The sequence below is a fragment of the Photorhabdus sp. P32 genome, from assembly GCF_038085095.1.
In the GTDB taxonomy this organism is placed as follows: Bacteria; Pseudomonadota; Gammaproteobacteria; order Enterobacterales; family Enterobacteriaceae; genus Photorhabdus; species Photorhabdus luminescens.
Genome location: NZ_JAZGJN010000241.1, coordinates 1 through 24,903 on the forward strand (window position 1 = coordinate 1; position 24,903 = coordinate 24,903).

General features: G+C 47.1%; 22 protein-coding genes. 2 read left to right on the top strand and 20 right to left on the bottom strand.

What is annotated here, in order from left to right; translation table 11 throughout:
- The first annotated feature begins 248 nt into the window (after nt 1-248).
- Nucleotides 249-1,675 (top strand): IS1182 family transposase gene (locus V2H77_RS07980; protein WP_341498384.1). Its coding sequence is split into 2 segments (ribosomal slippage): nt 249-816 and nt 816-1,675, totalling 1,428 coding nucleotides; the frame shifts between segments, so codons are not numbered across the junction.
- Between the two features lie 120 nt (nt 1,676-1,795).
- Here V2H77_RS07980 and rpoC read toward each other — a convergent pair.
- The 17 genes from rpoC to fkpA form a co-directional block, all read right to left on the bottom strand.
- On the bottom strand, nt 1,796-6,016 hold the full coding sequence (gene rpoC / locus V2H77_RS07985; RefSeq protein WP_341498385.1) for a DNA-directed RNA polymerase subunit beta': 4,221 nt from the start codon (nt 6,014-6,016) through the stop codon (nt 1,796-1,798).
- A gap of 134 nt (nt 6,017-6,150) precedes the next feature.
- On the bottom strand, nt 6,151-10,179 hold the full coding sequence (gene rpoB, locus V2H77_RS07990; RefSeq protein ID WP_341498386.1) for a DNA-directed RNA polymerase subunit beta: 4,029 nt from the start codon (nt 10,177-10,179) through the stop codon (nt 6,151-6,153).
- 339 nt (nt 10,180-10,518) lie between these two features.
- Nucleotides 10,519-10,884 carry a 50S ribosomal protein L7/L12 gene (rplL, locus tag V2H77_RS07995; RefSeq protein ID WP_049585754.1) on the bottom strand — a complete coding sequence of 122 codons (366 nt, stop codon included), beginning with the start codon at nt 10,882-10,884 and terminating at the stop codon, nt 10,519-10,521.
- 63 nt (nt 10,885-10,947) lie between these two features.
- The gene (gene rplJ, locus V2H77_RS08000) at nt 10,948-11,454 is read right to left on the bottom strand and encodes a 50S ribosomal protein L10 (protein WP_341498387.1); all 507 of its coding nucleotides are present in this window, start codon (nt 11,452-11,454) and stop codon (nt 10,948-10,950) included.
- A 307-nt stretch (nt 11,455-11,761) separates the two neighbouring features.
- Nucleotides 11,762-12,463: a 50S ribosomal protein L1 gene (rplA, locus tag V2H77_RS08005; RefSeq protein ID WP_341498388.1), complete on the bottom strand. Its 702-nt coding sequence runs from the start codon at nt 12,461-12,463 to the stop codon at nt 11,762-11,764.
- Between the two features lie 3 nt (nt 12,464-12,466).
- Nucleotides 12,467-12,895 carry a 50S ribosomal protein L11 gene (gene rplK, locus V2H77_RS08010; protein ID WP_036771650.1) on the bottom strand — a complete coding sequence of 143 codons (429 nt, stop codon included), beginning with the start codon at nt 12,893-12,895 and terminating at the stop codon, nt 12,467-12,469.
- A gap of 160 nt (nt 12,896-13,055) precedes the next feature.
- Complete coding sequence (gene nusG, locus V2H77_RS08015; protein WP_011144820.1) at nt 13,056-13,601, bottom strand: transcription termination/antitermination protein NusG; 546 nt, start codon at nt 13,599-13,601, stop codon at nt 13,056-13,058.
- 1 nt (nt 13,602) lies between these two features.
- On the bottom strand, nt 13,603-13,986 hold the full coding sequence (secE, locus tag V2H77_RS08020) for a preprotein translocase subunit SecE (protein ID WP_341498389.1): 384 nt from the start codon (nt 13,984-13,986) through the stop codon (nt 13,603-13,605).
- 274 nt (nt 13,987-14,260) lie between these two features.
- Nucleotides 14,261-15,445, bottom strand: a complete 1,185-nt coding sequence (gene tuf, locus V2H77_RS08025; protein ID WP_265515177.1) for an elongation factor Tu — start codon at nt 15,443-15,445, stop codon at nt 14,261-14,263.
- Nucleotides 15,446-15,516: 71 nt separating this feature from the next.
- Nucleotides 15,517-17,625, bottom strand: coding sequence for an elongation factor G (fusA, locus tag V2H77_RS08030; RefSeq protein WP_341498390.1), 2,109 nt, complete (start codon nt 17,623-17,625; stop codon nt 15,517-15,519).
- A gap of 81 nt (nt 17,626-17,706) precedes the next feature.
- The gene (gene rpsG / locus V2H77_RS08035; RefSeq protein ID WP_011144816.1) at nt 17,707-18,177 is read right to left on the bottom strand and encodes a 30S ribosomal protein S7; all 471 of its coding nucleotides are present in this window, start codon (nt 18,175-18,177) and stop codon (nt 17,707-17,709) included.
- Nucleotides 18,178-18,274: 97 nt separating this feature from the next.
- The gene (gene rpsL / locus V2H77_RS08040) at nt 18,275-18,649 is read right to left on the bottom strand and encodes a 30S ribosomal protein S12 (protein WP_011144815.1); all 375 of its coding nucleotides are present in this window, start codon (nt 18,647-18,649) and stop codon (nt 18,275-18,277) included.
- 135 nt (nt 18,650-18,784) lie between these two features.
- Nucleotides 18,785-19,072: a sulfurtransferase complex subunit TusB gene (gene tusB / locus V2H77_RS08045; protein ID WP_265381243.1), complete on the bottom strand. Its 288-nt coding sequence runs from the start codon at nt 19,070-19,072 to the stop codon at nt 18,785-18,787.
- Between the two features lie 20 nt (nt 19,073-19,092).
- Nucleotides 19,093-19,452, bottom strand: a complete 360-nt coding sequence (tusC, locus tag V2H77_RS08050) for a sulfurtransferase complex subunit TusC (protein ID WP_341498391.1) — start codon at nt 19,450-19,452, stop codon at nt 19,093-19,095.
- Nucleotides 19,453-19,461: 9 nt separating this feature from the next.
- On the bottom strand, nt 19,462-19,857 hold the full coding sequence (gene tusD, locus V2H77_RS08055) for a sulfurtransferase complex subunit TusD (RefSeq protein ID WP_341498392.1): 396 nt from the start codon (nt 19,855-19,857) through the stop codon (nt 19,462-19,464).
- A complete protein-coding gene (locus tag V2H77_RS08060; RefSeq protein ID WP_036779966.1) occupies nt 19,857-20,579 on the bottom strand; it encodes a helix-turn-helix transcriptional regulator in 723 nt (240 codons plus the stop codon). The genes tusD and V2H77_RS08060 overlap by 1 nt, the downstream gene beginning before the upstream one ends.
- Before the next feature lie 284 nt (nt 20,580-20,863).
- Nucleotides 20,864-21,628 (bottom strand): FKBP-type peptidyl-prolyl cis-trans isomerase, encoded by a 765-nt coding sequence (gene fkpA / locus V2H77_RS08065; RefSeq protein ID WP_265381247.1) that lies wholly within the window; start codon nt 21,626-21,628, stop codon nt 20,864-20,866.
- A gap of 249 nt (nt 21,629-21,877) precedes the next feature.
- Between fkpA and V2H77_RS08070 the strand changes: the two genes are divergently transcribed.
- Nucleotides 21,878-22,096, top strand: coding sequence for a protein SlyX (locus V2H77_RS08070; protein ID WP_341498393.1), 219 nt, complete (start codon nt 21,878-21,880; stop codon nt 22,094-22,096).
- Between the two features lie 106 nt (nt 22,097-22,202).
- Here V2H77_RS08070 and slyD read toward each other — a convergent pair whose 3' ends face one another.
- The 3 genes from slyD to kefB all read right to left on the bottom strand — a co-directional run bounded on the left by slyD (nt 22,203) and on the right by kefB (nt 24,901).
- Complete coding sequence (gene slyD, locus V2H77_RS08075) at nt 22,203-22,781, bottom strand: peptidylprolyl isomerase (RefSeq protein WP_265381249.1); 579 nt, start codon at nt 22,779-22,781, stop codon at nt 22,203-22,205.
- Nucleotides 22,782-22,869: 88 nt separating this feature from the next.
- A complete protein-coding gene (locus V2H77_RS08080) occupies nt 22,870-23,073 on the bottom strand; it encodes a YheV family putative zinc ribbon protein (RefSeq protein ID WP_265381250.1) in 204 nt (67 codons plus the stop codon).
- On the bottom strand, nt 23,057-24,901 hold the full coding sequence (kefB, locus tag V2H77_RS08085; protein ID WP_341498394.1) for a glutathione-regulated potassium-efflux system protein KefB: 1,845 nt from the start codon (nt 24,899-24,901) through the stop codon (nt 23,057-23,059). The genes V2H77_RS08080 and kefB overlap by 17 nt, the downstream gene beginning before the upstream one ends.
- Nucleotides 24,902-24,903 lie beyond the last annotated feature (2 nt).

The following is a 24,903-nucleotide window of genomic DNA, read 5'->3' on the forward strand; positions in this document are numbered from 1 at the left end:
TTGGTGTATAAAGTGTTAGTTTGTGTCTACCTATAGTCTTGCTGGTTATGCTGGAAAAAATGATGCCGCCGATGCTTTTGTGAACAGAACTTGATTAAAACGGAACACCAAGTAAAAAATTGTTACGTTATCAATAATCTGAAATGCCCTCCAAAAAGGAGGGCATTTCAGATTATTGACAAAGTGCTGGTTTTTTATCCGGCACTTTGCTTTAATCAAATTCCGTTTACCCGACGGAGCTTGCCGCCATGTTAAGAATCCCCCCTCCCCAGACGTTTCCCCCCGAAACGCTCTCACTCGATGACCTCGTGCCTCAAAATCACCTAGTTCGCAAAGTCGATGCCGCCGTTGATTTCGAATTTATCCGGGACTTAGTTGCCCCTTTGTATTGCCACAATAATGGCCGCCCGGCGATAGACCCGGTTATGCTGATTAAGATGATGTTACTGATGTACTTATTTGGCATCCCCAGCGAACGCCGGCTGGTGCAGGAAATTCAGGTCAATATGGCCTACCGCTGGTTTTTGCGGCTCGGGCTGACAGAGAAAGTCCCCGATGCCTCCACGCTCAGCCAGAATCGGCGGCGCCGATTCAACCATTCCGATGTGTTCCAGCACATTTTCGACAACATTGTCGAACAGGCTATCGGTAGAGGTTTTGTCGGCGGCCGGGAACTTTATACAGACAGCACTCATCTGAAAGCCAGTGCCAATCCCCATAAATCCGACAGTATTCTGCGTCCCGTTCCTCCGGGCGCTTATCTGGACGAGTTGGAAAAAGCAGTGAATGAAGACCGGGCTAAGTCCGGAAAAAAAGCCTGAAGCCAGCCCATAAGGAACGGCAAAGACAGACCAAAGTCAGTACGACTGACCCGGAAAGCGGGTTTATGCACCGGACGAACAAACCCAAAGGATTCTTCTATCTCGACCACCGTACCGTGGATGGAAAAGCCAATATTATTCTGGATACCTATGCCACAGCGGGCAATGTCCACGACAGCCAGCCTTTGATAGGGCGTCTGACGCGTCAGTTGGATCGTTTTCCGCTTAATCCGGTCGCCATCGTACTGGATGCAGGCTATTTTACGGCCCCAGTTTGCCACCTGACCCTGGAGCTGGGTCTGACACCGGTCATCAGTTATCGGCGCCCAAACAAAGGGCCGAATCTCTTTCAAAAGAAACAATTTATTTATGATCCGCAACAGGATTGCTATGTTTGCCCGCAGGGCGAAAAGCTGATTTATACCACCACAAGTCGTCAGGGATACCGTTATTACCGGACGGCGGCGGGTATTTGCCAGAATTGCCCGCTGCGGGCGGCCTGTACCCGGGCGAAAAAGGGAAAAACCATCACACGGCATATCTGGGAAACGGGCAAAGAAAAGGCCAGAGAAATCCGTTTGAGTCCGTGGGGTAAAAAGGTGCACAAGCGGCGAAAAGAAACGATAGAACGGAGTTTTGCGGATGCGAAGCAGCATCATGGGCATCGTTATGCCCTTTTTCGCGGGTTGCGGAAAGTTCAGATACAATGCCTGTTGGCGGCAACAGCACAAAATATCAAGAAGATAGCTTTACTGGTGGCGGCACTTTATTGGTTTTATCTGTGGTTTACCCGTGAATGTATTGGGGCAGAAAGCCAATCCTGTGCAGGAAAAGGGCGTATCGGGGATCTATAAGGAAAAATCGGAAGATAATGAGTGATAACGACAAACCCCGTTACTTTCAACGAGGTTTGTCAGCAGTCTGAAATGCCCTCCAAAAAGGAGGGCATTTAATTAGCTAGCGTGTTCTAAGAATTACTTCTTATCGCCGCCAAAACCGGCATTCAACAGTTCTGCCAAGTTCGCAGTAGCTTCATCGACACTCACTTGCGGCGCCTCAGCAGGCTCATTCAAATGACGACGACGTATGCGCTCCTGATGGTAAGCATAACCAGTACCAGCAGGGATCAGACGACCAACGATGACGTTTTCTTTCAAGCCACGCAGTTCATCACGTTTACCCGCAACCGCAGCCTCAGTCAGTACGCGGGTCGTTTCCTGGAACGATGCCGCAGAGATGAAGGATTCAGTTGCCAGAGACGCTTTGGTGATACCCAACAGGTCACGGCCATAAGTTGCAGCCACTTTACCTTCTTGCTCCAACTTACGGTTTGCCACTTTAACGCGGGCATATTCAACCTGTTCGCCTTCCAGGAACTCGGAACTACCTGCACTTTCAATGGTTGCTTTACGCAGCATCTGACGAACGATAACCTCAATGTGTTTATCGTTAATCTTAACCCCTTGCAGACGGTAAACTTCCTGAACTTCGTTGGTGATGTAACGGGTAACCGCATGAACACCACGCAGGCGCAAGATGTCATGTGGCGACTCTGGACCATCAGAGATAACGTCACCACGTTCAACCACTTCACCCTCGAACACGTTGAGCTGACGCCATTTAGGTATCATCTCTTCGTAAGCATCACCACCATCTAATGGGGAGATAACCAAACGGCGTTTGCCCTTAGTTTCTTTACCAAAGGAGACAATACCGCTAACTTCAGCCAGGATAGCAGGCTCTTTCGGACGACGTGCTTCGAACAAGTCAGCAACACGCGGCAGACCACCGGTAATATCTTTCGTACCGCCGGATTCTTGAGGAATACGCGCTAAGGTATCACCCGCAGAGATGCTTACGCCATCGTCTAACTGAACAATCGCTTTGCCCGGCAGGAAATATTGCGCAGGCATATCTGTACCTGGAATCAATACATCGTCACCCTTGGCATCAACGATTTTCAGCGCCGGACGCAGGTCTTTACCACTACCGGTACGCTCTGCGCTATCCAGAACAACCAATGAAGATAGCCCTGTTAATTCGTCAGTCTGACGGGTAATGGTCTGACCATCGACCATGTCAGCAAAACGGATGATACCCGATACTTCACTGACAACTGGCATGGTGTGCGGATCCCAATTAGCAACGGTTTCACCGCCGTTAACTGTTTCGCCATCACCTTTACCCAGTACTGCACCGTAAGGCACTTTATAGCTTTCTTTAGTACGACCAAATTCGTCGATCAAACACAGTTCGGTGTTACGAGAAGTAATGACCAGTTTGCCTGCGGAGTTCGTCACGGATTTAGCGTTAAACAGTTTCAGGCTACCTTTATTACGCACCTGAATGCTGGATTCTGCTGCTGCACGAGACGCCGCACCACCAATGTGGAATGTACGCATCGTCAACTGTGTACCCGGCTCACCGATAGACTGAGCAGCTATAACGCCGACAGCCTCACCTTTATTGATAATGTGTCCGCGAGCAAGGTCACGACCATAGCAGTTCGCACAAACACCGAAGTCAGTTTCACAACTTACAACGGAACGTACTTTAATGCTGTCAACGGAGCTTTCTTCTAACAGATCACACCATTTCTCATTCAACAAGGTGTTACGTGGCACCAGAATGTCAGCAGTACCCGGTTTCAGAACATCTTCCGCCGTCACACGACCCAATACACGCTCACGCAGTGGTTCTTTAACATCACCACCTTCAATAACCGGCGTCATCAGAATACCGTCGTGCGTACCACAGTCATCTTCTGTAACAACCAAGTCTTGCGCCACGTCAACCAGACGACGAGTCAGGTAACCAGAGTTCGCCGTTTTCAGTGCGGTATCCGCCAAACCTTTACGAGCGCCGTGGGTTGAGATGAAGTACTGGAGTACGTTCAAACCTTCACGGAAGTTCGCAGTAATTGGGGTTTCGATAATGGAGCCATCCGGCTTAGCCATCAAGCCACGCATACCCGCCAACTGACGGATCTGAGCGGCAGAACCACGCGCGCCAGAGTCAGCCATCATAAAGATGCTGTTGAAGGAAACTTGCTGTTCTTCCTCACCATCACGGTTAGTGACCGTTTCGGTAGACAAGTTTTCCATCATTGCTTTAGCAACACGTTCGTTTGCCGCAGCCCAGATATCGATAACTTTGTTATAACGTTCACCGGCTGTGACCAGACCAGACTGGAACTGTTCCTGAATTTCAGCAACTTCCGCTTCGGCTTCCGCAATGATGCCCGCTTTTTTCTCTGGGATCACCATGTCATCAATACCAACAGATGCGCCTGAACGTGCAGCGTAAGCAAAGCCGGTATACATGATCTGGTCAGCGAAAATAACCGTTGGTTTCAAGCCCATCACACGGTAACAGGTGTTCAGCATTCTGGAGATAGCTTTTTTACCCAGTGGTTGGTTAACCAGCGAGTAAGGCAAACCTCTTGGTACGATCATCCACAGGATTGCACGGCCGATAGTCGTATCAACCAGACCCGTGTTAATCGTGATATTGCCTTCGCCATCTTTCACTTCTTCAGTGATACGCACTTTAACGCGGGCATGCAAAGAAGCCAGACCTGCGCGGTATACGCGTTCTGCTTCTTTAGGGCCAGTCAGCACCATGCCTTCGCCTTTGGCGTTAACACAGTCACGGGTCATGTAGTACAGACCCAAAACAACGTCCTGAGATGGAACGATGATTGGCTCACCACTCGCTGGAGACAGGATGTTGTTAGTCGACATCATCAGCGCACGCGCTTCTAACTGAGCTTCCAGTGTCAGCGGTACGTGAACAGCCATTTGGTCACCGTCGAAGTCGGCGTTATACGCCGCACACACCAATGGGTGCAACTGAATCGCTTTACCTTCGATCAGAACCGGTTCGAATGCCTGAATACCCAAACGGTGAAGTGTCGGCGCACGGTTCAGCAGAACCGGGTGTTCACGAATAACTTCATCCAGGATATCCCATACCACCGCCTCTTCACGCTCAACCATCTTTTTAGCGGCTTTAATCGTAGTCGCTAAACCACGTAGTTCCAGCTTGCCGTAGATGAATGGCTTAAACAGCTCCAGCGCCATCTTCTTAGGCAGACCACACTGATGCAGACGCAGGTAAGGACCTACAGTAATTACAGAACGACCGGAATAGTCAACACGTTTACCCAACAAGTTCTGACGGAAACGACCTTGTTTACCCTTGATCATATCAGCCAAGGATTTCAACGGGCGTTTGTTAGAACCGGTAATGGCACGACCGCGACGACCGTTATCCAGCAACGCATCAACCGCTTCCTGCAACATACGTTTTTCGTTACGAACGATGATATCTGGCGCAGCCAGATCTAACAGGCGCTTCAAGCGGTTGTTACGGTTAATCACACGACGATAGAGATCGTTTAGATCCGAAGTGGCAAAACGGCCGCCATCCAGTGGAACCAATGGACGTAAATCCGGCGGCAGAACTGGCAGAACCGTCAGAACCATCCATTCTGGTTTGTTGCCAGATTGAATAAAGGCTTCCAACAGTTTAATACGTTTGGTCAGCTTCTTACGTTTAGTTTCAGAGTTAGTTTCATTCAACTCTTCACGCAGCGTTTCACACTCATTTTCCAGATCAAGATTTTTCAGCAAAGACTGGATAGCTTCTGCGCCCATCTTCGCATCGAATTCATCACCAAACTCTTCCAGCGCATCCAAGTATTGCTCTTCTGTCAGGATCTGACTGCGTTCCAAGCTAGTCATACCGCCTTCTACCACCACATAGGATTCGAAGTACAGTACACGCTCAATATCACGCAATGGCATATCCAGCAACAAACCGATGCGAGATGGCAATGATTTCAAGAACCAAATGTGTGCAGTCGGAGAAGCCAGTTCAATGTGACCCATACGCTCACGACGAACTTTAGTTTGGGTAACTTCTACACCACACTTCTCACAAATTACACCACGGTGTTTCAAGCGCTTATATTTACCACACAAGCACTCATAGTCTTTTACTGGTCCGAAAATACGGGCGCAGAAAAGGCCGTCACGCTCAGGTTTGAACGTGCGGTAGTTAATAGTTTCCGGCTTTTTCACTTCACCGAATGACCACGAACGGATCATATCTGGCGAGGCCAGAGCTATTTTGATCGCATCAAACTCTTCGGTCTTAGTTTGCGCTTTCAGAAACTTCAATAAGTCTTTCACGAAATGGCTCCTGTCGGAGTTAGACCTGTCAGGAGAGCAGCCCATGCCGCTCTCCCCTATGACCAGTGCAACCACTGGCTGGTAAACTGCCCGTCATATCCATTTATTCGGGGCAGTACCAGCGGGAATACGATTTATTCGTCTTCCAGCTCGATGTTGATACCCAGAGAGCGGATCTCTTTCAACAATACGTTGAAGGATTCCGGCATACCTGGCTCCATCTGGTGGTTGCCATCCACGATGTTTTTATACATCTTGGTACGGCCGTTAACATCGTCGGACTTGACGGTGAGCATTTCCTGCAAGGTGTACGCGGCACCGTATGCTTCCAATGCCCACACTTCCATCTCACCGAAGCGTTGACCACCGAACTGCGCCTTACCACCCAACGGTTGCTGAGTAACCAGACTGTACGAACCGGTTGAACGGGCGTGCATTTTGTCATCCACCAGGTGGTTCAGCTTCAGCATATACATGTAGCCAACGGTAACCTGACGTTCAAATTGCTCACCAGTACGACCATCAAACAGGGTAATTTGACCAGAAGTCGGCAAATCACCCAGTTTCAGCAGCTCTTTAATTTCTTTCTCTTTCGCACCATCAAACACAGGTGTCGCAATTGGCATACCTTTTTTCAGGTTTTCTGCCAAACGCATAACTTCTTCATCAGAGAAAGCGCTCAGATCAACTTTCTGACGGGTTTCATCACCCAGGTCATAAGCTTTCTGGATAAATTCACGCAGTTTGGCAACTTCCTGCTGCTGTTTCAGCATCGCATTGATCTTGTCGCCAATACCTTTCGCAGCCATACCCAGATGCGTTTCCAAGATCTGACCGATGTTCATACGTGATGGTACGCCCAGTGGGTTCAGTACGATGTCTACCGGAGTGCCGTTTTCATCGTAAGGCATATCTTCGATCGGGTTGATCTTGGAGATAACACCCTTGTTACCGTGGCGACCCGCCATCTTATCACCAGGCTGAATCTGACGTTTAACCGCCAGATAAACTTTGACGATTTTCAGCACACCCGGCGCCAAATCATCACCCTGAGTGATCTTACGGCGTTTAGCATCCAGCTTTTTCTCGAACTCAGCTTTGAGTTCGTCATACTGTTCAGCCAACTGCTCCAACTGATTCTGTTTCTCTTCATCAGCCAGACCCAGTTCTAACCAACGCTCACGTGGCAGTTTATCCAGCTTCTCAGCTTCGATGCCGCCAGAAATCAAAACAGAACGGATACGTGCAAACAGGCCAGCTTCAAAGATTTGCAACTCTTCTGTCAGGTCTTTCTTAGCCTGACGCAACTGCATCTCTTCGATTTCTAAAGCACGTTTATCTTTTTCTACGCCGTCACGGGTAAATACTTGTACGTCGATAACCGTACCGGATACGCCATTTGGTACGCGCAGAGAAGAGTCTTTAACATCAGACGCTTTCTCACCGAAAATCGCCCGCAGCAATTTTTCTTCCGGCGTTAGCTGAGTTTCACCTTTAGGCGTCACTTTACCAACCAGAATGTCACCGCCTGTCACTTCTGCGCCAATATAAACAATACCGGATTCATCCAGTTTGGAGAGTGCGGCCTCACCTACGTTAGGGATATCAGCGGTGATCTCTTCAGGCCCTAATTTGGTATCGCGAGATACGCAAGCCAGTTCCTGGATATGAATGGTTGTAAAACGATCTTCCTGGACGACACGCTCAGAAACTAAGATGGAGTCCTCGAAGTTATAACCATTCCACGGCATGAACGCTACGCGCATGTTCTGGCCGAGCGCCAGTTCACCCAAGTCAGTGGATGGACCATCAGCCAGTACGTCACCACGTTCCACCGGTTCGCCCAGAGAGACACACGGCATCTGGTTAATACAGGTATTCTGGTTAGAACGGGTATATTTAGTCAGGTTATAAATATCAATACCTGCTTCACCCGAATACATCTCATCTTCGTTTACTTTGATCACGATACGAGATGCATCAACGTACTGAACCACACCACCACGTTTAGCAACAGAAGTTACACCTGAGTCAACCGCTACTGCACGTTCCATACCTGTACCGACCAACGGCTTATCAGCACGCAGAGTAGGAACAGCCTGACGTTGCATGTTTGCACCCATCAATGCGCGGTTTGCGTCATCGTGTTCCAGGAATGGGATCAAGGAAGCACCAACGGAAACCACCTGCTGGGTGGAAACGTCCATATATTCAACCTGCTCGCGGTTAAATAAGCTGGATTCACCATAACTACGGCAAGTTATCAGATCTTCAACGAAGTGGCCTTCATCATCTAATACGGTGTTTGCCTGCGCGATAACGAAGTTACCTTCTTCAATCGCAGACAGATAATGAATTTCATCAGTAACAACGCCATCACGAACCAGACGATATGGGGTTTCAAGGAAACCATACTCGTTAGTCTGCGCATAAACAGACAATGAGTTAATCAGACCGATGTTCGGACCTTCCGGGGTTTCGATTGGACATACACGGCCATAGTGGGTTGGGTGTACGTCACGCACTTCGAAGCCAGCGCGTTCACGAGTCAAACCACCTGGACCTAACGCAGAGATACGGCGCTTGTGAGTGATTTCAGAAAGCGGGTTGTTTTGGTCCATGAACTGAGATAGCTGGCTGGAACCAAAGAATTCTTTCACTGCGGCTGAAATCGGCTTAGCGTTGATCATGTCCTGAGGCATCAGCGTATCCAGATCACCCAGAGACAGGCGCTCTTTAACTGCACGCTCAACACGTACCAGACCTACACGGAACTGGTTTTCCGCCATCTCGCCAACAGAACGGATACGACGGTTGCCTAAGTGGTCGATATCGTCGACTTCGCCTTTACCATTACGGATATCAATGAGTTTCTTCATGACATCAATGATGTCATTCTTACTCAGAATACCAGAACCTTCGACTTCTTCCCGGCTCAATGAGCGGTTGAATTTCATACGACCAACCGCAGAAAGATCATAACGATCTTCTGAGAAGAACAGATTTTCAAACAGATTTTCTGCCGCTTCACGGGTTGGCGGCTCGCCAGGACGCATCATGCGATAAATCTCAACCAAAGCGCTCAAGCGGTCATTGGTTGGATCAACACGCAGTGTCTCGGAAATATACGCACCGTGATCTAAGTCGTTGGTGAACAGTGTTTCGATAGATTTGTGACCAGCCTGACTCAAACGCGCCAGCAGATCCAAAGAGAGCTCCATGTTAGCAGCACAGATAATTTCACCTGTATTGACATCAATGTAGTCTCTTGCAACAACTTTACCCGCAATGTATTCAACAGGAACCTCAATGCGGTTCACTTCGTCTTTTTCTAACTGGCGGATATGACGTGCGGTAATACGACGGCCTTTTTCAACATAAACCTTGCCGTTTGCTTCAATATCAAAAGAAGCGGTTTCACCGCGCAAACGTTCTGGCACCAGCGTCATTTGCAGTCTGTTGTCACGAATTTCGAAAATCGTTTTACTGAAGAACAGGTTCAAAATCTCTTCAGTGCTGTAATCCATTGCACGCAGAATAATCGTTGCCGGCAATTTACGACGGCGGTCAATACGTACAAACAGATTATCTTTTGGATCGAATTCGAAATCTAACCAAGAACCACGGTAAGGAATAATACGTGCGTTATACAGCACCTTACCGGATGAGTGAGTTTTACCCTTATCGCTGTCAAAGAATACACCAGGACTACGATGTAACTGGGAGACAATAACCCGCTCAGTACCATTGATAACAAAGGTACCGTTGTCAGTCATGAGCGGAATTTCACCCATGTAGACTTCTTGCTCTTTGATGTCTTTGACCGTGCCTTCCGGTGCTTCACGTTCATAGATAACCAGACGCAACTTAACGCGCAGAGGCGCAGAATAAGTTACACCACGAATCTGGCACTCTTTAACATCAAACACTGGCTCACCAAGACGGTAGCTAACGTATTGCAGCTCCGAACTGCCGCTATAGCTCTGAATTGGGAATACAGAACGGAATGCCGCTTCTAAACCATTCTGGCCTTCTGGATCTTGCTCGATAAACTTCTGGAACGAGTCAAGTTGGATAGAAAGGAGATAAGGTACGTCCAACACTTGGGGACGCTTACCAAAATCCTTACGAATACGTTTTTTCTCGGTATAGGAGTAAACCATAGGGTTCCTCAGCTCGCTGATCAGTGACCCACTCTGCCCGCCCTAAAGGACAGCTCTTTACGACACTGTTTTTTCGAACAGAAAATTGAATTATTTTCCGTAATACTTATTACTATTACTCTTAAATCATTTCATTGCGTTACCTTACTACCGAGCTACCCGAGTGGATCGTAGCTGAGAACGCAGTATATTAAGTCGTCAATAGGAAAAAGTATTTAGGGGTTAATTAACAGCCAAACAGTGGAAATGCTGCTAATGCCCTACAGCGCAAAAAGGCTGGTGATTAAAAAATCACCAGCCATCAGCCTTTAAAGTCAGGCTGCTAACTTAAAACTGAACTTACTTAACCTCAACAGAAGCACCTGCTTCTTCCAGAGATTTTTTCAGTGCTTCAGCGTCATCTTTGCTGATGCCTTCTTTCAGTACAGCTGGAGCGCTTTCAACCAGATCTTTCGCTTCTTTCAGACCCAGGCCGGTTGCGCCGCGTACTGCTTTGATAACAGCAACTTTGTTGCCGCCAATAGCGGACAGAACAACGTCAAACTCGGTTTTTTCTTCAACAGCTTCAGCCGCGCCAGCAACAACAGCTACCGCTGCCGCAGCAGAAACGCCGAATTTCTCTTCCATTGCAGTGATCAGTTCAACAACATCCATAACGGACATGCCTGCAACTGCATCCAGAATTTGTTCTTTATTGATAGACATAACAAGTGTTCCTAAAATTCAGAAATAATTTATACGTTAAAAAGCAACGAAGGAAATCGGCAATTAAGCTACTTCTTTCTGCTCGCGTAACTCGCGTAACGCAGCCAGAGTACGAACCAGTTTGCCTGCAACGGCTTCTTTCATGGTTGACATCAGGCGTGCGATTGCTTCTTCGTAAGTTGGGAGTGTCGCCAGACGGTCAATATTGGCCGCAGAGATAAACTCACCTTCAAAGGCTGCTGCTTTAATCTCGAATGCTGGATTCGCTTTCGCGAACTCTTTGAACAGACGCGCAGCGGCGCCCGGATGTTCGTTAGAGAAAGCAATCAAGGTTGGACCAACAAACGCTTCTTTCAGGCACTCATAAGCAGTACCTTCAACAGCACGGCGGATCAGTGTGTTACGCACAACACGGATGTAAACGCCAGCTTCGCGACCTGCTTTACGCAGTTCAGTCATTTTATCTACGGCAACGCCGCGGGAATCCGCAACAACCGCAGACAGCGCGCCTTTGGCTACTTCGCTAACTTCAGCAACAATCGCTTGTTTGTCTTGAAGATTTAGTGCCATTAGCTTCTTGCTCCTGGATTAACCGGGAAAAACCCGGAACTCACATCGCTCATAACACTAAAAGTGCCTGAGCTCTAAAACACGGTGAGCAGAATCCAGAAATGAATGTCATTTGGCTCTGTCACCGTCTACGCAGGGATATTAAGTAATTACTTACACCTGCGGTCTTGGACGGGGCTTGGATTAGGCCAAGCTCCAACCGAAAATTTTTTATTTAGCTAATAAAAAACTTACTAGCCAAATACAAGGCGCCAAATTTTAGACAAATCTGACGCCAAGGTAAAGCGATAATCACATTCAGCTAAAATTAAGCTGAAGCGCTCAGACCTGACTGGTCAATCGCAACACCTGCGCCCATAGTAGTGGACAGGCTAACTTTCTTAATGTAAACACCTTTAGCAGAAGATGGTTTGGCTTTTTTCAGCGCAACCAGCAAAGCTTCCAGGTTTTCTTTCAGTTTGTTAGCATCAAAATCAACTTTACCAATGGTGGTGTGGATAATGCCGTTCTTATCGTTACGGTAACGAACCTGACCCGCTTTAGCATTCTGTACAGCTTCAGCAACGTTAGGAGTTACAGTACCTACTTTAGGGTTTGGCATCAGACCACGTGGACCCAGGATTTGACCTAATTGGCCAACAACGCGCATTGCATCTGGAGAAGCGATAACAACGTCAAAGTCCATTTCGCCTTTTTTAACCTGTTCAGCCAGATCTTCCATACCTACCAGTTCAGCGCCCGCTGCTTTAGCAGCTTCTGCATTTGCGCCTTGGGTAAATACAGCTACGCGAACAGAACGGCCAGTACCGTGAGGCAGTACCGTCGCACCACGCACGTTCTGGTCAGATTTACGAGCGTCGATACCGAGGTTAACAGCAACGTCAACGCTTTCTACGAATTTAGCGGTAGCCAGCTCTTTCAGCAGAACAACGGCTTCGTTAATGTCATACTGCTTAGTTGCATCCACTTTGTCGCGGATTGTGCGCATGCGCTTGGTCAGTTTAGCCATCGATTAACCCTCCACTACCAGGCCCATGGAACGAGCAGTACCTTCAATTGAACGCATCATTGCTTCAACGCTGGCACCTGTCATATCCGCAGCTTTAGTTTCAGCAATTTCACGAACCTGCGCGCTGGTTACTTTACCAACTTTGTCTTTGTTCGGTTTGCCGGAACCTGATTTAATGCCCGCTGCTTTTTTCAGCAGAACTGCTGCTGGAGGGGTCTTAGTAACGAAAGTGAAAGAGCGATCAGAATAAACAGTGATCACAACAGGAATTGGCAGACCTTTTTCAATGCTGTCAGTTTTAGCATTGAACGCCTTACAGAATTCCATGATGTTAACACCCTGCTGACCCAGAGCAGGACCTACTGGAGGGCTTGGGTTAGCCATACCAGCTGCAACCTGCAACTTGACATAGGCTTGTACTTTCTTAGCCATTGATAATTTTCCTCTATATGGGTGGTATCGCCTTTATTTAAAAGGCTCCCCTGCTATTTCAGCCCCGCCTTATTCAGGCCAGACTACTAAAAAACAAAAGGCGCGAGATTGTATGTTAATTTCTCACCTATTGCAAGCTAGCAAAAAATATGCTCGAAAATTACGCCTTTTCTACCTGGCTGAAATCCAGCTCAACCGGTGTCGCACGACCAAAGATAGAAACTGAAACTTTCAGGCGGCTCTTCTCGTAATCGACTTCTTCCACAACACCATTGAAGTCTGCGAACGGACCATCGCTGACACGAACCATTTCGCCTGGTTCGAACAATGTTTTTGGCCGTGGTTTATCACCAACCTGCTGAAGACGATTCATAATCGCATCAACTTCTTTATCACTGATTGGCGCCGGACGGTCAGATGTGCCACCGATAAAACCCATGACGCGTGGTACGCTGCGAACAAGATGCCATGTTGCATCGTTCATGATCATTTGTACCAGCACATACCCAGGAAAAAATTTGCGTTCACTTTTGCGGCGCTGGCCGCTACGAATCTCAACAACTTCCTCTGTTGGCACCATCACTTCGCCAAAAGAATCTTCCATATCATGCAATTTGATATGTTCACGTAAAGATTGTGCAACGCGACCTTCAAACCCGGAAAATGCCTGTATAACATACCAACGTTTTTTTGGGGAATCTGACATCTTAGAACCTCAGGCCTGTAATAAATGAAACTAAACGCACCAGGATACCGTCAAGACCCCATAGGATCAAAGACATCAATGCAGTGACCGCCGCAACAATCAAAGTCGTATGCAACGCTTCCTGGCGAGTTGGCCAAATGACTTTACGCATTTCAATGCGGGCTTCTCGGGCGAAGGCCAGTGTGGTTTTCCCTTTCGCAGTCCAGAGCGCTGCCACTCCCGCAAGAGCAACAATAACAACAACTGCCATTGCGCGTAGAGGAAGGCTATACTCCCGATAAAGGTAGTTTCCAACGATAGCAACCGTTAATAAGGCTGCCACTAATAGCCATTTCATTACCTCAAGACTACGCCTGCTTTCTTGAGCATCGCTATTCGCACTCATAAACCAACCTGTAACTATGATTTAAATAGATAGCCAGCTTGCCTCGCAAGAGCAAAACAAATCAGACCGAACCAAAAAATTTGAGTGATTGTATCTGACTTGGCGCCATAATTCAGTATGACATTGTATATCTGAGAGAGATATAGCCAATTCGTTGCATCAGAGCCTATCTCACCAATAATTAAAAACAACTATTGATGAGATAGGTTCTTATTAAGACAACGTACAAAAAGGGCATCGGTTGATGCCCTTTTAGTGTAATCACATCAAAAAATTATGCGATAATTTTAGCAACAACACCAGCACCGACAGTACGGCCGCCTTCACGGATAGCGAAGCGCAGACCCTGGTCCATTGCGATTGGCGCAATCAGGGTCACTTTCATCTGAATGTTATCACCTGGCATCACCATTTCCACGCCTTCTGGCAGCTCGATTGTGCCGGTCACGTCAGTTGTACGGAAGTAGAACTGTGGACGGTAGCCTTTGAAGAATGGCGTATGACGGCCGCCTTCGTCTTTGCTCAGAATATAAACTTCTGATTCGAAAGTGGTGTGTGGCTTGATTGAACCTGGTTTTGCCAGTACCTGACCACGTTCGATTTCGTCACGTTTAGTACCACGCAGCAGAACACCGACGTTCTCACCCGCACGGCCTTCGTCCAGCAGTTTGCGGAACATTTCTACGCCAGTACAAGTCGTTTTAGTCGTGTCTTTGATACCCACGATTTCAACTTCTTCACCCACTTTCACAATACCGCGCTCTACACGACCGGTAACTACAGTACCACGGCCTGAAATAGAGAATACGTCTTCGATTGGCAGCAGGAATGGCTGGTCGATTGCACGCTCTGGTTCTGGAATGTAGCTGTCCAGCGCTTCCGCCAGCTCCAGGATTTTGCTTTCCCACTCAGCATCGCCTTCCAGCGCTTTCAGCGCGGAACCACGGATAACTGGCGTGTCGTCGCCTGGGAAATCGTACTGAGACAGCAGCTCACGCACTTCCATCTCAACCAGTTCCAGCAGCTCTTCGTCGTCTACCATGTCACATTTGTTCAGGAACACGATGATGTAAGGAACGCCTACCTGACGACCTAACAGAATGTGCTCACGAGTCTGCGGCATTGGGCCGTCAGTCGCAGCAACTACCAGGATTGCGCCGTCCATCTGAGCCGCACCGGTGATCATGTTTTTCACATAGTCAGCGTGGCCTGGGCAGTCAACGTGCGCATAGTGGCGGCTTGGAGTATCGTATTCTACGTGAGAAGTAGAGATAGTGATACCACGCGCTTTTTCTTCTGGCGCGTTATCGATTTGGTCGAATGCGCGAGCGCTACCACCGTAGGTTTTAGCCAGTACAGTAGTGATGGCGGCAGTCAGGGTAGTTTTGCCGTGGTCAACGTGGCCGATAGTACCAACGTTAACGTGCGGTTTTGTACGTTCAAATTTTTCTTTAGACACGACTCTATTCCTTAATATCGCTCCCTCATCATATGGGAGGGAGCTGAATCTAGATATTAAACCCGAAAAACTTATTTAGCTTTACGAGATTCGATAATAGCCTGAGCGACGTTGCTCGGCGCTTCATTGTACTTCAGGAACTCCATAGAGTAAGAAGCACGACCTTGGGTCTGAGAACGCAGGTCAGTAGCATAACCAAACATTTCAGATAATGGTACCTGAGCACGTACGATTTTGCCGGTAGTCATATCTTCCATACCGTCAATCATACCACGGCGGCGGTTTAGGTCACCGATAACGTCGCCCATGTAGTCTTCTGGCGTTTCAACTTCAACTTTCATGATAGGTTCCAGCAGAACTGGTTTCGCCTTCATAAAGCCTTCTTTGAAGCCCATAGAACCTGCGATTTTGAACGCCATTTCAGAAGAGTCGACTTCGTGGTAAGAACCATCGAACAGCGCCACTTTCACGTCAACAATCGGGTAACCGGCCAGAACACCATTTTTCATTTGTTCCTGAATACCCTTATCTACTGCTGGGATATATTCTTTAGGAACAACACCGCCAACGATTTCGTTAGCGAATTCATAGCCTACGCCACCTGGTTCCATTGGCTCAATACGCAGCCATACGTGACCAAACTGACCACGACCACCAGACTGACGAACAAATTTACCTTCTTGTTCAACAGTAGAACGGATGGTTTCACGGTAAGCAACCTGAGGTTTACCGACGTTCGCTTCAACTTTGAATTCACGACGCATACGGTCAACCAGAACATCCAAGTGAAGCTCACCCATACCAGCGATAATAGTCTGACCAGATTCTTCATCGGTAGACACGCGGAATGATGGGTCTTCCTGAGCCAGACGACCTAAAGCGATACCCATTTTTTCCTGGTCAGCTTTAGTTTTCGGCTCGATAGCAACAGAGATGACTGGCTCTGGGAATTCCATACGCTCCAGGATAATTGGCGCGTTGATATCACACAGCGTATCACCGGTAGTCACATCTTTCAGGCCAATCGCAGCAGCGATGTCGCCTGCACGAACTTCTTTAATTTCTTCACGTTTATTAGCATGCATCTGAACGATACGGCCAAAACGCTCTTTTTTGTCTTTCACTGGGTTAAGAACGGTATCACCGGAATTGACCACACCAGAGTAGACACGGAAGAAGGTCAGGTTACCAACGAATGGGTCAGTAGCGATTTTAAACGCCAGTGCCGAAAATGGCTCGCTGTCGTCAGAATGACGCTCTGCCGGCGTATCTTTACCGTCTGGCAGAATACCTTTAATGGACTCAACATCCGTTGGCGCCGGCAGGTACTCAACAACCGCATCCAGCATTGCCTGAACACCTTTGTTCTTAAATGCGGAACCACAGGTAACCAGGATGATTTCGTTAGTCAGAACACGATGACGCAGACCAGTTTTGATCTCTTCTTCAGTCAGTTCTTCACCGCCAAGGTATTTTTCCATCAGCTCTTCTGATGCTTCCGCAGCGGCTTCAACCAAATTGTTACGCCATTCTTCCGCCAGATCCTGCATATCAGCCGGGATATCTTCATAAGCGAAGGTAGTTCCCTGATCTTCATCGTTCCAGTTGATGGCTTTCATTTTCACCAGGTCAATAACACCGGTGAACGCATCTTCTGCGCCAATGGCCAATTGCAGAGGTACTGGGTTCGCCGCCAAGCGAGTTTTGAGCTGCTCGACAACGCGTAAGAAATTCGCGCCCATACGGTCCATTTTGTTAACGAACGCGATACGTGGAACTCTATATTTATTCGCTTGACGCCATACGGTTTCGGACTGTGGCTGAACACCACCAACCGCACAATAAACCATTACGGCGCCGTCAAGAACACGCATGGAACGTTCTACTTCGATGGTGAAGTCAACGTGCCCTGGGGTGTCGATGATGTTGATACGGTGCGCGTCAAACTGCTTAGCCATACCTGACCAGAAAGCAGTCGTTGCTGCGGAGGTGATGGTAATACCACGCTCCTGCTCCTGTTCCATCCAGTCCATAGTAGCAGCGCCATCATGAACTTCACCGATCTTATGGTTTACACCAGTGTAGAACAGAATACGTTCGGTAGTGGTGGTTTTACCGGCGTCGATGTGTGCACTGATACCGATGTTACGGTAACGTGCAATGGGTGTTGTACGAGCCATTTGATTCCTCTATATCCTAGGACGTTCAATGTAAATCTGGGCGGCAGAGCAGCCACCCAGGGCATCATCACTACGACGGAATTACCAACGGTAGTGTGCGAACGCCTTGTTAGCTTCTGCCATACGGTGAACGTCTTCACGTTTCTTAACAGCAGTGCCTTTATTTTCGGCTGCATCAGATAATTCGTTCGCCAGGCGCAGGGCCATAGATTTATCACCGCGTTTACGAGCAGCTTCAACGATCCAGCGCATTGCTAACGCATTGCGACGAACCGGACGAACTTCAACTGGTACCTGATAAGTAGAACCACCAACACGGCGAGATTTAACTTCCACGGTTGGACGCACATTATCCAATGCAAGTTCAAACGCTTCCAGATGTTCTTTACCAGAACGCTGAGCCAGGGTCTCAAGCGCACTATATACAATTGCTTCCGCAGTAGATTTTTTACCATCTACCATCAGGATATTGACAAATTTGGCCAGTAATTCAGATCCGAACTTTGGATCTGGCAAAATTTTACGCTGACCAATTACACGACGACGTGGCATGGAAATACTCCGTTTCGAATTCAGGGTTGTCCAAAACTCTACGAGTTTATTTTGACATTAAGGTAAATAATGTTTGGCCTTACTTAACGGAGTACCATTAAGCTTTTGGCTTCTTCACACCGTACTTAGAACGACCTTGTTTACGGTCTTTAACACCGGAACAGTCCAGCGCGCCGCGAACAGTGTGGTAACGCACACCTGGCAAGTCTTTAACACGACCGCCACGGATCAGAATTACGGAGTGCTCTTGCAAGTTGTGGCCTTCACCACCGATGTAAGAAGAAACTTCGTAACCGTTAGTCAAACGCACACGACATACTTTACGCAGTGCAGAGTTTGGTTTTTTAGGGGTGGTGGTATATACGCGAGTACATACGCCACGCTTTTGCGGGCAAGCTTCCAGAGCAGGAACGTTGCTTTTTGCAACCTTCATGCTGCGGGGTTTGCGCACCAGCTGGTTAATAGTTGCCATTATTAAAAAAACTCCTGGTTTTTTTGCTTCGTAAACACGGATTAAATCTCTTGTCTGCCCAACGGCAAAACACGAGGACGCGGAATTTTATGGCTGACTCGTCAGGGTGTCAAGAAATATACAGCTTTTTCTCAACTACCAGGCGAATTGTTGATGATGTTTTACCGTCAGATTAACAAAGTCAGTATAGTCGATCACTTGCACTTTGTCTGAAACCTGTCCGTTCAATCCCCGCGCCTCAATATCTTCTTTCAGCACATACAAGGTAACACCACAACTGATCAGAGTCGGCAGATAGCAATTACCTTCAATTCCTGCCAGTACGCCATCCTGAATAAACAGGATGTCATCACCACTGGCAAGCAGCTTAAATATCACATTGAAATCACATTGATAAGGCGATCGGCTAACAGTATATAGCATATCATTGTCCTTCCAACAGCTCAGAATGTCAGCACGACATCATAGTCAACCAACTTCTCACGGATCGTTTCTGCGGGTATCGCTTTCGTATCCAGAACAAAACGATTGATTGAGCTTAACCCACGCATTACAAGGTCTTCCTGGCACAAATAACATTCGTCAATATCGTACAAAGGCAATACCTTAAAAGTAGCGATATAGTTTCTGGCAAGAATTCTGTCAGGCTGCTGATCCGGTAGTAGTTGGAGTACACCGTCAGAAATAAAAAATACACCTATCTTTTCTGTTAATGCCGAAGTTGCCAGTAATGCATCTAAACCTTCCCTACCCCTTGCATCACCATGAGGCGCTTTAGTGAAGACAAAAGCAATTTTTTTCATTTTTGCCTCTCAGAATTGCACCACACGGTCGCAAGTCAACATAGCCTCAGCCAGTGTTCCCAATCCACTTAATTCAAACCCTTCTGCCAGGTTTGCTACTGGTAAATTCAACTCATTGGCCTGTTGAACATCAAGAACGCCACGGCGAAGGGCAGCGGCTATACAAATATGCATGCTAAACCGGTGCTCCTTTGCCATCACCTGCCATGCGCGAACCAAGTTAAACTCATCACTGGCGGGTGCAGTCAACTGATTGCCGTTATAAACCCCTTCCCGATAAAAAAATACGGTATTAAGTTTATGCCCCATCGAAATCAAAGCTTGCGCGAATTGGTAAGCGCTGCTGGCTTGTTGGGCGCCATATGCGGGCCCCGTAACCAGCAGACAATAAGACAACGAAGACATTACCGCTCAGGCCCTAAACATTCACCATTTTTAAACTGGCGAATATAGAGATACACAGTATGTTTAGAAATATTTAAACGCTCAGCAACCTGATTGATTGCATCTTTAATATCAAAAATGCCTTTCTCATAGAGATTCAGAACCACCTGCCTGTTTTTGGCATTATTGGATACACTGCGATCAATATTGACTTCTTCGATAGTATATTCCAGCGTTTGCGCGACCAAATCATCCACGGATGAAGCAAAATTTACATTCGGTGCGACATCATGTGTTTCCTCTGGAATAAATGTCTGAATAATTTCAGAGAAAGGAACATCAAGATTCATATTAATGCACAGGAGACCGATCACTCGGCGATTCCGGTTGCGGATCGCAATTGTGACTGACTTCATCAGTGAACCGCTTTTCGCCCGGGTAAAATAGGCTTTGGATGCACTACAATCTTCGTCTGTGATGTCATGCAACATACGCAACGCAAGATCAGTAATAGGTGAACCTATTTTACGACCTGTATGTTCTCCGTTAGCTATTCTGACGGCTGAACATTTAAGATCTTCCAATGAGTGAAGGACAATCTCGCAATGCCCACCAATCAGCATAGCCAAGCCATCAACCGCGGCTTCATAAGATTTTAAAATTTCGTGGTCCGTTTCAGTAAACGGTTGGTTTTCCAGTAAATCGACATCACTGATATCACCAGATAATAACGGGTTAGACATTCAATACACCATCCTTCAAACGCAGACAACGTCTTGCTAAAAATACAACGTGATAAACCTATAAAAATTTCTTGTGGAAATTCAATTGTTGCAGCTTAACAGAGATCTTAATCAAAGATCTTTGCATTCACATGAAATATTGACGTTAAAACCACATGACATCATCGTCAAGCCATTGCTATTCAGACATTTGGTCTCTATCACAGCTTTCAGTAACAAAAAACCGTTGACAGAATCTCTACCAACGGTTTTATCCGTATTCATCAAGCTATTTAGCAAACAGCTTACTTAGCTTTGGTATCCGCTTTAACATCCAACAACTCAATATCAAAGACTAATGTGGAATTTGCAGGAATACCTGGCAGATCCGCTTTACCATAGGCCAGCTCTGGTGGAATGACCAGTTTAATTTTTCCACCTTTTTTCACATTCTGTAAACCTTCTGTCCAACCAGGGATAACGCTATCCAAGCGAATAGAAAGCGGCTCATTACGCTTATAGGAGCTATCGAACTCTTTACCATCAATCAATGCGCCCCGGTAGTTCACAACTATCGTGTCGCTTGCCACAGGTTTCTTACCACTGCCGTCCTTTTCTATTTTATACAAAAGGCCGGTTTTGCTCTTAACAACGCCTTTTTCCTTAGCAAATTCTTCACGATATTTAGCACCTTTAGCTTCATTCTCGCGAGCTTCTTTTTCCATCTTAGCTTCAGCGGCAGACTTCACTTTCCCTTCAAATGCACGCAGCGTATTTTCAATTTCGCTGTCAGTCAGTTTGCTTTTATTATTGAAAGCATCCTGCACACCCGATAACAATTGATCTTTATCCAATGGGATACCTAGAGATTTCTGTTCTTTCAGGGTGTTTTGCATATAACGCCCTAAAGATGCGCCCAGAGCATAAGCGTTTTGCTGATCTTCTGTTTTAAATGCGCTGTTCAATTCCGTGCTACTCTGACTATCTGCTTTAGCCGCCAACGCCTGAGGGGCGCTGAAAGCCATAGCTAATGTGGTAGCAAGCAGGGTAACTTTAAACAATGATTTCATCTGTTTCTCCAATAGCTTTGGGGGATTTTACCGTCAGCAAAAGTTATGCAATCAAGTCACTATAACCGTCTACAGGAGCACAACACAATATTTGCTGTTTTTAGTGCCCCAAAGTTATTAGGACAACATGAATGATAAGAGGTTTCATAATAACCGCATTTCACAGAATATTCTGGGCATAGTAGGCTACTCTTAATTAATATGAGGCATCTAACACAGGCAATATAGGACCTGAAACAGGAGAAAATCATGGATCTGTCAAAATTAGAGCAACGGCTTGAACATTTGGAAAGTCGAATTGCTTTTCAAGAAATAACTATCGAAGAATTAAATCAGGTAGTGACTGAACAGCAAATGGAGATAACTAAATTAAGAGAGCATTTGCGGTTGATGACAGAACGATTGAAAGCCGCTCAACCTTCGTTGGTCGCTTCACAATCTGAGGAAACACCTCCACCTCATTACTAGTAGTAAGATTTTAAACGACAATAAATTAGGGCAAGCATTGAAACTAACTACGCCAAACTTGCCCCGCTTTTTTAAATATTAAAAATGCACTATCTGCTTTAGCTTATCAGTGGCAACTGCCGCCACCGCAGCATCCGTGTCCTTCATCATGATGGTGATGATGACCGTCGTCATGGCCGTGACCACCACAGCAACCGCCTTCGCCATGCTCGTGACCATGAGCGCCATGAACATGACCATGAGCCAACTCTTCTTCAGTCGCTTCACGAATGGCAATGACTTCAACATTGAATTTCAGATTCTGACCAGCCAGCATATGGTTACCATCAACCACAACATGCTCATCTTCAACCGCTGTAATTTCTACAGGTACTGGCCCCATATCGGTATCAGCCAAGAAACGCATGCCAACTTCTAGTTCATCAACCCCAACAAAGACATCTTTTGGCACACGCTGAACCAGATTGTCATCATACTGACCATAAGCGTCATCAGCCTGCACGCTGACATCAAAATTCTCACCCGCCTCACGGCCTTCTAGCGCCTTTTCCAAACCGCTAATCAATGAACCACGGCCATGCAGATAGTCCAACGGCGCACTCGCCGGTGCCTCATCAACTAAAACACCATCTTCTGTTCTTACTTGATAAGCCAGGCTGACTACCAAGTCTTTTGCTACTTTCATGACATCTCCTACCCGTGGGTCTAAAAATTTTTACCGATTGTAGCGGAATTTTCAGTCTCTGTACTCACTCGCGCTAATATTCACATAATTATTGTGGGGTAAAAATACCAATAACCTGCTCCTGCTTTCTGACATGAGAGGTCACTTTCTCATCAGTCTGGCGTTGTTGGTGACCACAATGGACACATTCCACCACGTCAACCCGATCTTCTTGCCACATTGCTAGTGTGTCCTGAGAGTGACATTCTGGGCAGACAGCACCAGCAATAAATCTCTTACGACTTACTGACATGATTTGCTCCGCTATTATTCATGTATTCACGCTCATCCCAACCATCCGGTTGGCGACGTTCATTTAGCATTTCCCGTTCGAACAGCTCTTCCAGTTCCCGCCGCGCCTCTTTTATACGAGATATGTGAGCTACATCACCCTGTAGTTGCGGCATAAGTTCTCTCAGCATCCGCATATCTAACCGCTGGAAATGTTGTTTTGCACGATTAGCTTTATGCGGATGCATTCCCAATTCAACTAAGGTCTTACGCCCCAGTTCCAGAGCGCTGGAGAAAGTTTCGCGGGTGAAATTTTTTACTCCATTTTGCAACAGTTCATGCGCTTCCAAGCGTCCTCTAGCCCGCGCCATGATATGCAGATTCGGGAAATGTTTCTGGCATAAATGAACGATCATCATGGTATCTTCCGGCTCATTACAGGTGATGACTATCGCTTTAGCTTTATCCGCCCCCGCGGAACGCAGCAACTCCAATTCAGCCGCATCGCCATAATAAACTTTATAGCCATAACGCCGCATCGTACTCACAGCGCTGACATCGCGTTCTAACACCGTTACACGGATTTTATTCACCATTAGAAGGCGACCGATTACCTGTCCGAACCGGCCAAAGCCCACTAAAATCACCTGCGGATCATCATTTTCCACAAAGGGCTGTTCATCCGTCTCATCTTGGGCATTATAACGGCGTGCCAGAATAGCATCTATCAATTGCATAACAAGGGGCGTTGTCATCATCGATATTGTCACCACCACCAGCAACAAAGCCATTTGCCCACTATTGAGCACATGCTGGCTCAGTGCAGCCGAAAACAGAACAAAGGCGAATTCTCCCCCCTGACTGAGTACGCCGGAAAATTGCAAACAGGATGAACCCCGTAAGCCAGCACTCATTGCGATAAGATAAAGAACAATGCCTTTCACAATCACCAAAACCAGCACACCAAGTAATACTTCGGACAAATGTATTAGTAGTACCCCTAAATTCAGAGACATACCGACCGAAATAAAAAACAGCCCCAACAGTAATCCTTTAAACGGCTCTATGGATATTTCCAGTTCATGGCGATATTCGCTATCTGCCAGTAATACGCCAGCGATAAAGGTTCCCAGCGCCATAGAAAAACCAAGCGCCTCCATAAACAGCGCCGAGCTGAGTACCACCAATAATGCCGCCGCAGTGAATAACTCACTGACTCCAGCTCTGACAACCAAACGAAATAGCGGACGCAACAGATAACGGCCACCGAGCAGCATGCCAGCAAAAGCAGCAATTTTTAATGCTATTCGATACCAGTCGCTGGATGCCGTTCCGCCGGCCAACAGCGGAATCAATGCCAAAGCCGGGATCACCGCCATGTCCTGAAACAGCAAAACCGAGAAACCAAGCTGCCCGCCTTCATTGCGGTTCATGCCCTTCTCTTTCATGAGTTGCAGGGCCATTGCCGTTGAAGACATCGCCATACCGATACCACCAATAACCGCCGCTTGCCATGAAAAATCGGTCAGATATAGCAACACGGCCAGCACACTCGCCGTGAAAATAACTTGAGCCGCACCGACGCCAAAAATAGATCGCCTCAGTTGCCAAAGTTTAGAAGGGTTAAGCTCAAGGCCGATGATAAACATCAGGAAAACAATCCCCAACTCCGAGAAATGAAGAATATCATCAACATCCCGGATAAAGCTCAATCCCCACGGACCAAGGACAATCCCTGCCAATAAATAACCCAATACTGCCCCAATCCTGAACTTCTGTGCGATTGGCACTGCCACAACGGCAGCAAATAAAAACAATACACTGGCGCTCAATTGCGCTGAATGCTCCATAG

What these genes read in the sequence shown, in the direction of transcription:
- rpsG (WP_011144816.1), bottom strand. Translation starts at nt 18,177, where the DNA reads ATGCCACGTCGTCGTGTAATTGGTCAGCGTAAAATTTTGCCAGATCCA.
- slyD (WP_265381249.1), bottom strand. Translation starts at nt 22,781, where the DNA reads ATGAAAGTAGCAAAAGACTTGGTAGTCAGCCTGGCTTATCAAGTAAGA.
- rplL (WP_049585754.1), bottom strand. Translation starts at nt 10,884, where the DNA reads ATGTCTATCAATAAAGAACAAATTCTGGATGCAGTTGCAGGCATGTCC.
- rplA (WP_341498388.1), bottom strand. Translation starts at nt 12,463, where the DNA reads ATGGCTAAACTGACCAAGCGCATGCGCACAATCCGCGACAAAGTGGAT.
- tusB (WP_265381243.1), bottom strand. Translation starts at nt 19,072, where the DNA reads ATGCTATATACTGTTAGCCGATCGCCTTATCAATGTGATTTCAATGTG.
- kefB (WP_341498394.1), bottom strand. Translation starts at nt 24,901, where the DNA reads ATGGAGCATTCAGCGCAATTGAGCGCCAGTGTATTGTTTTTATTTGCT.
- rplJ (WP_341498387.1), bottom strand. Translation starts at nt 11,454, where the DNA reads ATGGCACTAAATCTTCAAGACAAACAAGCGATTGTTGCTGAAGTTAGC.
- secE (WP_341498389.1), bottom strand. Translation starts at nt 13,986, where the DNA reads ATGAGTGCGAATAGCGATGCTCAAGAAAGCAGGCGTAGTCTTGAGGTA.
- nusG (WP_011144820.1), bottom strand. Translation starts at nt 13,601, where the DNA reads ATGTCAGATTCCCCAAAAAAACGTTGGTATGTTATACAGGCATTTTCC.
- rpoB (WP_341498386.1), bottom strand. Translation starts at nt 10,179, where the DNA reads ATGGTTTACTCCTATACCGAGAAAAAACGTATTCGTAAGGATTTTGGT.
- rplK (WP_036771650.1), bottom strand. Translation starts at nt 12,895, where the DNA reads ATGGCTAAGAAAGTACAAGCCTATGTCAAGTTGCAGGTTGCAGCTGGT.
- V2H77_RS08060 (WP_036779966.1), bottom strand. Translation starts at nt 20,579, where the DNA reads ATGTCTAACCCGTTATTATCTGGTGATATCAGTGATGTCGATTTACTG.
- rpsL (WP_011144815.1), bottom strand. Translation starts at nt 18,649, where the DNA reads ATGGCAACTATTAACCAGCTGGTGCGCAAACCCCGCAGCATGAAGGTT.
- tusC (WP_341498391.1), bottom strand. Translation starts at nt 19,452, where the DNA reads ATGAAAAAAATTGCTTTTGTCTTCACTAAAGCGCCTCATGGTGATGCA.
- tusD (WP_341498392.1), bottom strand. Translation starts at nt 19,857, where the DNA reads ATGTCTTCGTTGTCTTATTGTCTGCTGGTTACGGGGCCCGCATATGGC.
- V2H77_RS08070 (WP_341498393.1), top strand. Translation starts at nt 21,878, where the DNA reads ATGGATCTGTCAAAATTAGAGCAACGGCTTGAACATTTGGAAAGTCGA.
- V2H77_RS08080 (WP_265381250.1), bottom strand. Translation starts at nt 23,073, where the DNA reads ATGTCAGTAAGTCGTAAGAGATTTATTGCTGGTGCTGTCTGCCCAGAA.
- fusA (WP_341498390.1), bottom strand. Translation starts at nt 17,625, where the DNA reads ATGGCTCGTACAACACCCATTGCACGTTACCGTAACATCGGTATCAGT.
- fkpA (WP_265381247.1), bottom strand. Translation starts at nt 21,628, where the DNA reads ATGAAATCATTGTTTAAAGTTACCCTGCTTGCTACCACATTAGCTATG.